13 protein-coding genes, 1 tRNA gene and 1 pseudogene are annotated in these 12,561 nt (G+C 45.9%); 6 read left to right on the top strand and 9 right to left on the bottom strand.

Annotated elements, in window-relative coordinates:
• Positions 1-94: 94 nt before the first annotated feature.
• Entirely contained in the window at positions 95-853 is a 759-nt protein-coding gene (hisF, locus tag Q0389_RS10835; protein ID WP_298694094.1) for an imidazole glycerol phosphate synthase subunit HisF, read from the bottom strand.
• Positions 854-1,008: 155 nt separating this feature from the next.
• Here hisF and rsmA point away from each other — a divergent pair, with 155 nt between their 5' ends.
• The 4 genes from rsmA to Q0389_RS10815 all read left to right on the top strand — a co-directional run bounded on the left by rsmA (position 1,009) and on the right by Q0389_RS10815 (position 5,349).
• Entirely contained in the window at positions 1,009-1,788 is a 780-nt protein-coding gene (rsmA, locus tag Q0389_RS10830; protein ID WP_298694093.1) for a 16S rRNA (adenine(1518)-N(6)/adenine(1519)-N(6))-dimethyltransferase RsmA, read from the top strand.
• Between the two features lie 70 nt (positions 1,789-1,858).
• Positions 1,859-3,988 (top strand): ribonuclease J, encoded by a 2,130-nt coding sequence (locus Q0389_RS10825; RefSeq protein ID WP_298694092.1) that lies wholly within the window; start codon positions 1,859-1,861, stop codon positions 3,986-3,988.
• A gap of 183 nt (positions 3,989-4,171) precedes the next feature.
• Complete coding sequence (locus Q0389_RS10820) at positions 4,172-5,011, top strand: FAD-dependent thymidylate synthase (RefSeq protein ID WP_298694090.1); 840 nt, start codon at positions 4,172-4,174, stop codon at positions 5,009-5,011.
• 92 nt (positions 5,012-5,103) lie between these two features.
• Positions 5,104-5,349, top strand: coding sequence for a hypothetical protein (locus tag Q0389_RS10815; RefSeq protein ID WP_298694089.1), 246 nt, complete (start codon positions 5,104-5,106; stop codon positions 5,347-5,349).
• An 85-nt stretch (positions 5,350-5,434) separates the two neighbouring features.
• Here Q0389_RS10815 and rplT read toward each other — a convergent pair whose 3' ends face one another.
• The 7 genes from rplT to glmM form a co-directional block, all read right to left on the bottom strand.
• A complete protein-coding gene (gene rplT, locus Q0389_RS10810) occupies positions 5,435-5,788 on the bottom strand; it encodes a 50S ribosomal protein L20 (RefSeq protein ID WP_298694088.1) in 354 nt (117 codons plus the stop codon).
• 96 nt (positions 5,789-5,884) lie between these two features.
• Positions 5,885-6,079, bottom strand: a complete 195-nt coding sequence (rpmI, locus tag Q0389_RS10805) for a 50S ribosomal protein L35 (RefSeq protein ID WP_298694087.1) — start codon at positions 6,077-6,079, stop codon at positions 5,885-5,887.
• A 225-nt stretch (positions 6,080-6,304) separates the two neighbouring features.
• The gene (gene infC / locus Q0389_RS10800) at positions 6,305-6,835 is read right to left on the bottom strand and encodes a translation initiation factor IF-3 (protein WP_298694086.1); all 531 of its coding nucleotides are present in this window, start codon (positions 6,833-6,835) and stop codon (positions 6,305-6,307) included.
• Entirely contained in the window at positions 6,832-8,640 is a 1,809-nt protein-coding gene (thrS, locus tag Q0389_RS10795) for a threonine--tRNA ligase (protein WP_298694084.1), read from the bottom strand. Before thrS ends, infC begins: the two co-directional genes overlap by 4 nt.
• Positions 8,641-8,735: 95 nt before the next feature.
• Positions 8,736-8,811: transfer RNA gene (locus tag Q0389_RS10790), tRNA-Val, on the bottom strand.
• A 50-nt stretch (positions 8,812-8,861) separates the two neighbouring features.
• A complete protein-coding gene (lspA, locus tag Q0389_RS10785) occupies positions 8,862-9,305 on the bottom strand; it encodes a signal peptidase II (RefSeq protein WP_298694083.1) in 444 nt (147 codons plus the stop codon).
• Entirely contained in the window at positions 9,298-10,638 is a 1,341-nt protein-coding gene (gene glmM, locus Q0389_RS10780; protein WP_298694081.1) for a phosphoglucosamine mutase, read from the bottom strand. Before glmM ends, lspA begins: the two co-directional genes overlap by 8 nt.
• Positions 10,639-10,754: 116 nt before the next feature.
• On the opposite strand from glmM, the gene rpsT reads away from it, so the two are divergent.
• Both rpsT and prfA read left to right on the top strand, forming a co-directional pair.
• Positions 10,755-11,021 carry a 30S ribosomal protein S20 gene (gene rpsT / locus Q0389_RS10775; protein ID WP_298694080.1) on the top strand — a complete coding sequence of 89 codons (267 nt, stop codon included), beginning with the start codon at positions 10,755-10,757 and terminating at the stop codon, positions 11,019-11,021.
• Positions 11,022-11,088: 67 nt separating this feature from the next.
• Positions 11,089-12,156, top strand: coding sequence for a peptide chain release factor 1 (prfA, locus tag Q0389_RS10770; RefSeq protein WP_298694079.1), 1,068 nt, complete (start codon positions 11,089-11,091; stop codon positions 12,154-12,156).
• Between the two features lie 124 nt (positions 12,157-12,280).
• Here prfA and Q0389_RS10765 read toward each other — a convergent pair.
• Positions 12,281-12,561 (bottom strand): annotated as a pseudogene (locus tag Q0389_RS10765) (diaminopimelate epimerase); the annotation flags it as partial.

Below are 12,561 nucleotides of genomic sequence, written 5' to 3'. Positions count from 1 at the left end.
GTAGTCTAAAATATCTGACTTTTTAATGTTCGTCGTCATAATATCCTCCTTTTTTTCATAACTTTTATAGGGTCAATTATAGCACATTGAAAACTTAGAGCCGTACCGGAATCCCGTTAGCGGACAGGTAGCGTTTGAGATCCATAATATCGATCTCTTTGTAGTGGAAGATACTCGCAGCAAGCGCAGCATCCGCACCATGTTCAAACGCCTCTTTGATATGTTCCATCGTCCCCGCGCCGCCGCTGGCAATCACAGGAACGTTCACCGCACGGCTGATCTGCTCGGTGATGGAAAGATCAAATCCCGCTTTCGTACCGTCGGCATCCATTGACGTGAGCAAAATTTCTCCCGCCCCGCGATCTACAACCTCTTTTGCCCATTCGAGTGCATTGATCCCTGTATCGACACGACCGCCGTTAAGATAAACGTTATATTGATCCCCGGTACGCTTCACATCGATGGCGACGACGATGCATTGTGCTCCGAACCGCTTTGCCCCCTCATCGATCAATTCAGGACGCTTTATCGCGGCAGAATTGACACTTACTTTATCGCATCCGACGGCAAGAAGACGGTAAATATCGTCAAGCTTACGGATTCCACCCCCGACAGTGAGAGGTATAAACACCTCTTTCGCCACCTGTTCGACGATATGGACGATCGTATCGCGTTCTTCATGTGATGCGGTAATATCTAAAAACGTGAGCTCATCCGCACCTTCTTCGTTATAGCGTTTTGCCACTTCAACCGGATCACCCGCATCTTTGAGACCAACGAAATTGACCCCTTTGACTACGCGCCCGTCTTTGACATCCAGACACGGAATGATCCGTTTTGCAAAATATTCCATCTATCGACCTTGCCATATGATAAAGGAAGTATAACTTCCATTACCAAAAGTAACGATAAAGCCTTAGAGTTGACAACCTTCATTTAATTCGTTTGCAATTGAGCGTTTTTGTGATTTAATAGGATATTAACACTTTATCGGGTACAATCCTTGCAATGCAAAAAGACCGTGCCGCTATAGCCAAGAAAAAATTTGGCCAAAACTTTTTACGAGATGAGACCGTTTTAGCGCAAATCATCCAATCGATGCCCGATACGCCTTACCGTATCGCAGAAATCGGGCCTGGATTAGGTGATTTAACTAAGTATTTAGTTGATGTCAAAAGTGTCACCGCTTTTGAGGTCGATACCGACTTGTGCAAGCATTTGGAGCACCATTTTGCCGATGCCATCGCTACCGATGCCCTGACCCTCCGCTGCGGAGATGTACTGGAGCATTGGAAGAGTGAGCTTTTGGATGAACCGTACGATCTAGTGGCGAATCTTCCCTACTACATCGCGACCAACATCATCCTCAAAGCCCTCGCCGATCCGGCGTGCCGCAATCTGCTTGTCATGATACAGCGTGAAGTTGCTGAGAAATTCTCAGCCTCACCTGGTGAGAGAGCTTTTGGAGCACTCAGCGTTATTACGCAGAGTGTAGGGAATGCCGAGATCGTGATACACGTTCCGCCAAGCGCATTCGAACCTGCTCCCAAAGTCGATTCTGCCGTACTGCTCATTTCTAAAACGGCAAATCGTAATGATGAAGGGTTTGAAGATTTTTTACGAACGGCCTTTACACAGCCGCGAAAAACCCTTCACAAAAATCTCACTGCACGCTATGATGGGACATCTTTAGCCGAAGCGTTTGAAACGCTCGCTATGGACCGTTCCATCCGACCTCATCAGCTTAGCACCTCCGACTATCACCGGCTTTACACCCTTATACACTAAATTTTCAGGGTCATTAAAGCATTCGAAATTACACCATTTTGCGCTTTATGCGCGTCTACAAGGAATTATAATGTCTGATGAACAAACAGAATCTCAAACACAACCTCAAGGGGAAAACCGTCAACGCCGAAACAATCGACGCCCGTTTCGCAGCCGAAACAACAACCGTCCTGAAGGCTCAGAAGGTAGCAGCGGAGAGAATCAAACAGGAGAAAACCGTCCGCCTCGCAACGATAACCGCCCTCCGCGTAATGACAACCGTCCGCCTCGCAACGATAACCGCCCTCCGCGTAATGACAACCGTCCGCCTCGCAACGATAATCGCCCTCCGCGTAATGACAATCGTCCGCCTCGTACCGAGGGGGAGAATGCATCCAATGCGGCTCCTGAAAGCGAAAACCGCCCATCACGCGATCGCGGCCGTGGCGGTCGCCGCGGTGCGCCAAGTGCCCCGATCGATAATAATTTGCGCGAATTTGTCCTCAAAAATCAAGATGCCCATAAAAATCGCTTAAATCCGCACTACAAACTGAATCTTGAGGGGAACGACAAAGTTCGTATCACTCCTCTGGGCGGATTAGGTGAAATCGGCGGAAACATCACAGTTATCGAAACGGAAAACGAAGCAATCGTCATCGATATCGGGATGAGCTTCCCGGATGAAGAGATGCACGGTGTCGATATCCTCGTTCCGGACTTCACCTATCTACGCGAAATCCGCAAAAAAATCGTTGCGGTCATTATTACCCATGCCCACGAAGACCACATCGGCGGCGTCCCGTATTTCTTCAAAGAGATGCAATTCCCGATTTACGGAACACCGCTCCCGTTAGCAATGATCGGCAACAAATTCGACGAACACCATATGCGTGATTTCCGCCGCTATTTCAACCCGATCGTCAAACGCCAGCCGTACAAAATCGGAAACGACTTCGAGATCGAATGGATGCACATGACCCATTCGATTATCGACTCTTCCTCATTGGCGATCACGACGAAAGCGGGAACGATCATCCATACGGGTGACTTTAAAATCGACCATACACCTGTTGACGGGTATACCGCTGACTTGCACCGACTAGCGCATTATGGGGAAAAAGGGGTTCTTTGTCTCCTTTCTGACTCTACCAACTCTTATAATAAAGAGTGGACTCCAAGCGAACTGACCGTTGCTCCGGGATTCGACCGTATTTTCTCTCAGGCTGAGGGTCGCATCATCATGTCAACGTTCAGCTCCAATATCCACCGCGTCTACCAAGCGATCCAATACGGGATGAAATACAACCGTAAAGTGTGCGTTATCGGGCGTTCGATGGAACGAAATCTCGAAGTATGTATGCAATACGATTACATTAAACTTCCGAAAAACATCTTCATCGATGCCGAAGAGGCCAACCGTATGAACGATAAAGAGGTTCTGATCGTAACTACGGGAAGCCAGGGGGAACCGAGTTCAGCCCTTTTCCGTATGGCAATCGGCGAACACCGCCACATCAAAATCAAACCGACCGATTTGATCGTCCTCTCCGCACGTGCGATTCCGGGGAATGAAGGTTCTATTTCGGGAATGCTCAACTATCTTCAACGTGCCGGTGCCCGCGTCGCTAACGACCGTGACATCCACGTTTCGGGACATGCGAGTATGGAAGAGCAAAAATTGATGCTCCGACTTACCAATCCGAAGTTTTTCCTCCCTGTCCACGGTGAGTACAACCACATCATGAAACACCGCGATACGGCTGTTTCGTGCGGTGTTCCGGAACGTAATATCCTATTGATGAGCGACGGGGACTGCATCGAAGTCAGCACTAAAGTGATGCGAAAAGCAAAAACCGTTAAAACCGGCAAAACGTATATCGACAACCAAAACAATCATCAGATTGAAGACGATATCATCATTGACCGCCAAAAAATGGCCTCTGAGGGAATGGTGGTACTGGTGGCACAAGTCAGTGCTACCGACTCCCATCTTCTAACCAAACCGCTTGTTACCAGTTTCGGTCTGGTTGCAGACCGCCACGACAAAGCGTTCGCCCAAGAGATGGAAGATGTGTTGGAGCATTTCCTGGTCAACCTCAAACCGGGCCTTATCGAAAATCCGAAAGCACTGGAAAACGATCTGCGTCAAGTGGTACGCAAACACATCTACCGCAAAATGAAAAAATATCCGCTTATCGTTCCGCACGTGTTTGTTATGTGAGTTCGGAAAAGAAAGGGTGACAAACGTCACGCTTTCCCGAACGAAACCGAGTGTGCCGAATGAAATGAGCCACGAGGCTTAGCAAAAAATAGAAACCTAGACTTCGTTCACTTCGCACCCCTAACCCTTTTTTTTAAACACAACTTTGCTATACTTTATCAATAAATGTAGCAGGAAGTGTCCATGTCCATTACAAAAACAGCTAGTCGAGAAAACATCTTTGGAGACAATATCGCATTTGTGGAACAATGGGATTTCTCTCTAGCCAACACTTCCGAAGAAAATCGCATATTAGCGATCACACAAGTAGCATCGATCTGCTACCAATCTCCCAAAGCTCTAGGCAGTGAAACACTTTATAACCGCCTGATGGCCGAATCGATGGGGCTCCCATCCAGTTCATTTGAATTCGTCCCCGTATTGCTTGATTACACCAATCCCAGACACAAAGAGCTTCTCGATAAAGAGTACAGCAATGTCAAAAAATTCGGCGAACCGGTCGAAAACGGTCAATATCTACTCACAAACTATCGGGCTATCGTATACGATTTTGAAAATGACAAAGAGGGATACAGTTTTGATATCAGACAGATATTAAATACACCGGAAGAAGCTGCCATTATCCGAAAACATTTTCATGTCTTTTTATACAAAGTGGACCTTCCGACACGTTCGCAAATGGTTCGCCATCGGGTTAACTGGCAGGAACTTTCACGACGGTACGTATCAGGGAAAAGGGTCCCTTTCGACTTTTACATCAGCGAAAATATGGCATCGGTCAAAACCGGCGAATTCGATACTCAAAAGATCCTCGATCTGTGCGTAGAACATTATATGAATGCCATAGAAAAAGGGGTTAAACCCCAAGAAGCGCGCAGAATTATCCCGCAAGCCGCCTATACGCAAATTTGGGGGGCTTTCATGCCTACTCAGCTTGCCAATTATTTCAAGCTGCGGTTGGATGAACATGCCCAGTGGGAGATACGGAAAACTGCGGAAGCAATGAAAGAATTGATCGGATAACGATTCTTTATGCTACTATATAAATCCCAAGTATCTGTATTCACATCCTATTCAAGAATATAACACTATTTACGTAGACAAGGAACATTAAAATGAAAAAAACACTCCTCTTCGGCATCACTCTTGCCGCCTTATTGCTCAACTTTGGATGCGCTGAAAAACAGTTGGTTGTTAACGGTATGATTTGCCCGTCTGATCGTTCAGAAGATCGTATCAGAGCCGACTTTGCCGAATGTAAATACTATGACCTGGATGCGGCTACCAAAGCCTCACGTGCACCGATTACCGTAGAGTGTCAAAAATGTCTGGAAAACAAAGGGTATAAAGTCGAACAATAAATCGTCTTTTGGCGGTTTATTCAAGCAAGTTAGCGGAAAGTTTGAAGAAGAAGGCTTCAGGAGAAACCCCTGAAGTGTTTAGAATTTACAGAGCTGCTTTTGCTTGAGCAACGACAGCAGAGAATGCTGCAGCATCGTTCATAGCCATGTCAGCAAGGATTTTGCGATCAAGTTCGATGTTGGCACGTTTAAGGCCGTTCATGAATACTGAATAGCTCATTCCGTTTAGGCGGCATGCCGCATTGATACGGATAATCCACAATTTACGGAATTCACGTTTTTTCTGTTTACGGTCACGGAACGCGTATACGAGTGAGCGCTCGAGCTGCTCTTTCGCTTTACGGAAATGTTTGTGGCGTGCACTGTAGAAACCGCGTGCGAGTTTCAATACTTTTTTATGACGTCTGCGTCTTACGACACCAGTTTTTACTCTTGGCATTGTTTTCCTTTCTTGACCCGGTTCATCTCAATTTTAATGACGGGGTGCCGCTGTGCGGACTTGCCCAGCGTTATGCTGGAGGGTTAAGGTAGATTATTAGTCTACGATCATCTTTTTGATAGCTTTAACGTCTACGTTAGCAACCACTTTTGGTGCATTTTGCTTACGTCGAGTCCCAGCATCTTGTTTTGTCAAAATGTGGCTGCGGAATGCGCTACCACGTTTGATGGTGCCGTTTTTTTTCAATTTGAAGCGTTTAACCGCCCCTTTTACCGATTTCATTTTTGGCATCGACTTGATCCTTTCGCAAAAATTCTCTAAACGAGACGCGGATTATACCATAAAAAATATTTGATCTATATTATTGTAATTGTTAAGAAGAATGGAGAATGAAAATCTGCCTCGACAGAGGCAAGCGTTTGCCTGCACTTCGCTAGGCTTTTCGCTTCGCTACATGTGCCTTAGCGGCTAGCGTAGCCAAAGGGATGTATTCCTTTGGCACTCACATTAAATGACTTACTTTTTGTCTTCTTTTTTCGGATGGATCATCATATTACAGTAACGCCCTTCCATGGCCGGAGCTTTATACATCGACCCGACATCCTCGACCATCGGCCAAACGCGTTCCAATACGGCTACCGCCGACTCAGGATGGGCCATTTCACGTCCGCGCAAGAATACGCGGAAATGGACATGCTTTCCTTCTTCAAGGAATTCGCGGGCATGTTTGACTTTGTACCCGATATCGTTATCGGCAATTTTAACGGAAAGTTTGATCTCTTTGACCTCTACTTTCGTCTGTTTTTTCCGAGCCTCTTTTTTCTTCTTCTCTTCTTGGTAATGAAACTTACCGTAGTCCATGATTTTCGCGACAGGGGGTTTGGCATCCGGAGAGATCAGAACCAGGTCCAATCCCATTTCGTTTGCTTTGCTCATCGCCTCATTGATTGAGATGATACCTAATGCTTCACCGCCGTCAACGACACAGCGTACCTCAGGAACCCTGATATCTTCATTCATCAGGACTCGGTCTTGTTTTTTACTCAAAAATGTACCTCATTTATTTTTTGTTTCACTAAAGCGAGGAATTCTTCTTCGCTTAAGTTATATTGCTCACGAGAACGTCGATCCCGTACCGCAATAGTTTTGTTGTTAACCTCTTCATCACCGAGTACGATGATCATCGGCACACGTCCTTTTTCCGCTGTTCGGATGCGTTTATTCAGACTTTCGTTTTTATCGAATATCTCAAAATCGGCACCCAGATCGATCAATTTATCGGCCAAATCACGCGCATACGCCTCGTGAGAAGGGGCTATCGGGACGATAGCAACCTGCGTAGGAGCGATAAACATCGGAAATTCCCCAGCGTAATGCTCCGTCAATATACCAACAAATCGCTCAAACGAACCTAAAATAGCACGATGAATCATAACCGGTTGGATTTTGGCGTTTTCTTCACCGTTATATTCCAGTTCGAAACGTGCCGGCAGATTAAAATCGAGCTGAATCGTTCCGCACTGCCATTCGCGTCCGATAGCATCGGTTATTTTAATATCGATTTTAGGACCGTAAAACGCTCCGCCTCCTTCGTCGATTTCATACGCGAGATTATGCTTGTCCATCGCCGTTTTCAAAGCATTGGTCGAAATCTCCCATACTGCATCGTCGCCGACCGCTTTTTCCGGTTTGGTCGAAATCATCATTTTGTAGTTAAATTCAAACGTACTCATGATTTTATCTACGAAATCGACTACCTCGATAATCTGCTCTTCGATCTGGTCTGCCGTACAAAAAATGTGCGCATCGTCTTGAGTAAACTCGCGGACACGGAATAATCCGTGAAGCGCTCCCGTCATCTCGTGACGATGAACCACACCGTACTCGAAGTATTTGAGCGGAAGATCACGATAGGAATGCAAATCGTGTTCATACACTTTGATGTGACCGACACAGTTCATCGGTTTTACCCCGAATTCCAACTCGTCGATGTGGGTGAAATACATATTTTCGCCATAGTTTTGATAGTGGCCCGATACTTTCCATAGGTCCGAACGAAGCATCTCAGGACCGCGAACCGGCTCATAACCCCGCTTGCGGTGCGCTTTGAAAAGGAGCTGCTCCAATCGTGAGCGCATCCGTGCTCCCGCAGGAAGCCAAAGAGGAAAGCCCGCTCCAACCTCTTCACGGAAAGTGAATAGTTTCATTTCGGCACCGATCTTACGATGATCGCGTTTTTCCGCTTCCGCCATTTGATCCAAATAAGCTTTGAGAGACTCTTTATCTGCAAATGCGATACCGTAGATACGAGTCAGCATTTCGTTTTTGCTGTCACCGCCGAGATAAGCACCGGAAATTTTGGTCAATTTAAAATAACGCAGCATCCCGACATTCGGCAAATGCGGTCCTCGGCAGAGATCTTCGAATTCGCCTTGTTTGTAAATCGATACCGTATCGCTCGGGATACGCTCCATAACGGCTTGTTTTAGGTGATCGTTCGCAAATTTTGTACGCGCTTCATCTTTGGTGATCTCATAACGTTCGATCGTCTCTTTGCTCTTGGCGATTTCAAGCATTTTCTTTTCAATTGTTTTTAAATCTTCTTCACCGATCGTTTCATTAACTTTAAAATCGTAATAAAAGCCCTCTTTGACCGTCGGTCCGACAAAAAATTTAGCGTCTGTATAAAGTGCTTTGATCGCTTCAGCCATCAAGTGAGCACAGGAATGTCGAATTACTTCGAGAGACTCAGGAGAATTGTCATAAACAATCTCTTCGCCCGTAATTCCAAGTGCCCCAGCGGTTTGTAAATCGATAATTTGATTATCATGCTTGTATGCAATAATATCCATTGGGGTGCCTCGTATGAGAAAATATCGCGGATTATACGGAAATGTTGATTGGTTTACGATTAAATAAATAAATTTTGGAGAAAATTAAGAAGAAATGGTGGTCCCAACAGGACTCGAACCTGTGACCACTACCTTGTCGAGGTAGTGCTCTACCAACTGAGCTATAAGACCATCTTTTAATGCAAGGGTGAAATTATAGACATTCAGAAGTTAAAAGTGACTTAACCCTTACAAAATTTTGGGCGAAAATTTAAAATCATCAACCATACAACCGCAATATCGATCATTACATCGGCGAAATTGAAAACCGCAAAATCAAATCCGCAATGCCAATAGACATAATCGACTACTCCTCCATGGATAAAACGGTCATACACATTTCCCAATCCTGCCCCTGTCATAATACCGACGGGAAGAAGGTAGCAGTTTTTTTTAATCCACAACGTGTACCCGATCACTCCGCTCAAAAGGGCCAATTGAATCCACTTTAACGACCCTTCCAAAAAAGCGAACATCGAGAAAGCGACCCCTTTGTTATACACGAGAATCAAATCGATGCAGTCAGTGTAATAACGGAACCCTTCGACAAATAAGGCCTTGATGTTGTGATCTATAATAAAGGTACCGCTCATCGCCAAAAGTAAAATGACGAGTGACTTAAGCATTCAATGCCTTTTCAAAAAAAGAGACCAACCGTTTCATCTCTTTTTCCATTGCTTTGGCATCTTTTCCCTCCAGCAAAATCCGCAGTTTGTTTTCCGTTCCTGAGTATCGGATAAGATGGCGCATATGAGCCTTTTCTATTGCTTCGAGTTCATCGGATAGCCCTTCAATCTGATCGAGCGGTTTTTTCACTTTGACTTTGATGTTGACCAATTTTTGCGGATAGAGTTCAAACGGGCGGAGTGCTTTGCTCGCTTTTTTCCCGGATGTAATCAACAATGCCAAAATTTGCAATGCGCTGACCAGTCCGTCACCCGTTTTCGCATAGTCGTGCATGATGATATGCCCGCTTTGCTCTCCGCCGAAGTTGATCCCGTTTTCACGCATCACTTCGAGAACATATTTATCACCGACATTCGAGCGGAATAACCGTAATCCGGCAGACGTCATAGCGTCTTCCAACGCCTGATTACTCATGACCGTTGCAACGATTCCGCCCCCTTTGAGCTTCCCTTCCGCATGCAAATACAATCCGAGAGCTCCTAGGATTTGATCGCCGTCTACCTCATCACCCTCTTCATCGACGACAATTAACCGGTCCGCATCCCCATCGAGAGCCAAACCGATATCGGCGCGGTATTGCTTAACCGCCGTACGAAGGTCTTTCGTATGTAATGCGCCGCACCCTTCGTTGATATTAAATCCGTTTGGCTTATCGTGCAAAACGATCACTTCGGCACCCAACTCTTCCAAAACCGTAGGCCCTACTTTATAACCCGCTCCGTTGGCCGTATCCAGAACAATTCTGAGCCCCTGCAGAGTCAATTCCCGCGAAAACGAATTTTTGAGCTGGACGATATAACGCCCGATGACGTCATCGATCCGTTTTGCCGATCCGATATTTTTTCCTGTCACCTGTGCGTCTTCAATCCGGTTTTTATCCTGTGCGATCGCTTCGATCTGCGCTTCGATCTCCTCGGAAAGCTTATTGCCGTGCGCATCGAAAAACTTGATTCCGTTATCTTCATACGGATTGTGACTTGCCGAAATCATGATCCCCGCGTCACAACGCATGTTTTCCGTCAAAAAAGCGATAGCCGGAGTCGGCATAGGTCCGATTTGCACGACATCGTACCCTACCGCCGTCAAGCCGGTAACAATCGCATTTTCGATCATATATCCGCTTCGGCGGGTATCTTTCCCCAATAATATTTTTTTGGTGCGTGAAGATCCGAGAAAATATATCCCCGCCGCCATTGCAACGCGCATCGCTAATTCAGCTGTCAAATATGAGCCCGCTTCACCTCGTACCCCATCGGTACCGAATAACTTCATTTCGTTTTCTCCCTAAAAGATTGCCGTTTCTATGACAATCCATAAAATTTAACTTAATTTTAATTATCTTTAAGGTAGTATTCTACCCTAAAAAAAATTCGACAAGGATAAATGCCATGGCAAACCATAAGTCAGCATTGAAACGTATCCGTCAGACGGAAAAGCGTACAGAACGCAACCGATTCTATCGCACACGTATTAAAAATATCGTTAAAGCAGTTCGCACTGCTGTAGATGCAGGAAACAAAGAAGAAGCACAAGCTGCTCTTGTTATTGCCAATGCCAACCTTCATAAATATGTCAGCAAAGGTGTCTTGAAAAAAGAGACGGCTGCACGTAAAGTAAGCCGTCTTCACCTCGCTGTTAACGCAATCGCAGCATAAGTTTTGCCCCTAGGGCAAACTTCCCTTCTGTATTTTTCTCAGAACGCCTCTCTTTAGGACTATCACTATGTTATCCGACAAACTCACCCCTTTTATCAACCGTTACAACGAATTGACCGAACTTCTTAGTTCTCCCGATATCGGCAATGATATCAAACGGATGACCGATCTCTCCAAAGAGCAATCCTCGATTCAGGCTATTGTTTCCAAAGCGACTGAATACAAAAAACTGCTTGATGACATTGAAGAAAATAAATCGCTTGCGTTTGATGCTGAACTCGGTGAACTTGCAAAAGAGGAGCTCCGTTCTCTCGAACCGTTGGTAGAACCTCTTGAAGAAGAGATCAAAAAGCTCCTGATTCCTGCCGATCCGAATGATAAACGAAACATCTATATCGAACTGCGCGCAGGTACCGGAGGAGATGAAGCAGCCATTTTTGTCGGTGATTTGTTTAACGCCTATGTCCGTTATGCGGATTTAAAAGGGTGGAAAATCGAATTGATGAGCACCAGTCCATCCGATGCAGGCGGCTACAAAGAGATCATCGCCCTCATTAAAGGGGAGCAGGTTTACTCCCGGCTCAAATATGAAGCGGGAACCCACCGTGTCCAACGTGTACCGGCTACCGAATCACAGGGACGGGTACATACTTCCGCTATTACCGTCGCCGTGATGCCTGAAGTCGACGACGTCGAAATCACTATCAACGAAAACGACCTCAAAATCGACGTCATGCGCTCAAGCGGATGTGGAGGACAAAGCGTCAATACCACCGACTCCGCCGTACGTATTACCCACCTTCCGACGGGTATCGTGGTCACCAACCAAGATGAAAAATCGCAGCATAAAAATAAAGACAAAGCGATGAAAATCCTCAAAGCACGGCTTTATGAAATGCAGATTCAGGAAGCCAAAGAGAAAGAGATGAATGAGCGCAAAGAACAGGTAGGAACGGGAGACCGATCAGGTCGTATTCGCACCTACAACTACCCGCAAAACCGTATCTCGGATCATCGTATCAATCTGACCTTGTATCGTCTCGATGAGATCATGCAGGGGGGATTGATGGATGATATTATCGAGCCTCTAATTGCCGATGCGCAGGCGCAGATTATGGAGAGAGCGGGATTATAATCTCTTCTATGTACTTTTCTGTTTAGCCAGAAAAATACCAAAAGAGCATACCGTGATCCAAGAACGCTACGTTCCTTTCGGCACGACTGCCTTCGGAACGGCTCTAGGTAATGGATCACAGGATTCATTCTCTCCAATAGGTTTCAAAAACCCCTTTTACTTCCCCTTTAAACGTAATCGTCTCATCCTCCAGTCCCAGATAGAGCGTCTCACCGCTTTTCGGATAGACACAGGCGGTATCGGCAACCAAATTTTCGATTCGTGCACGGTAAAAACACGCCGCCATGCCCGTTCCGCAGGCCAGGGTTTCATCTTCTACTCCGCGTTCATAGGTACGGACGCGAATCGAGCCGTTACTCTCTACATGGGCAATATTGACATTTGCATTGTATTTATAACGAAGTT

The sequence above is a fragment of the uncultured Sulfuricurvum sp. genome (assembly GCF_937936435.1).
In the GTDB taxonomy this organism is placed as follows: domain Bacteria; phylum Campylobacterota; class Campylobacteria; order Campylobacterales; family Sulfurimonadaceae; genus Sulfuricurvum.
Note: the sequence above shows the minus strand (reverse complement) of the source record. Positions and strands in the feature narration are given on the sequence as shown.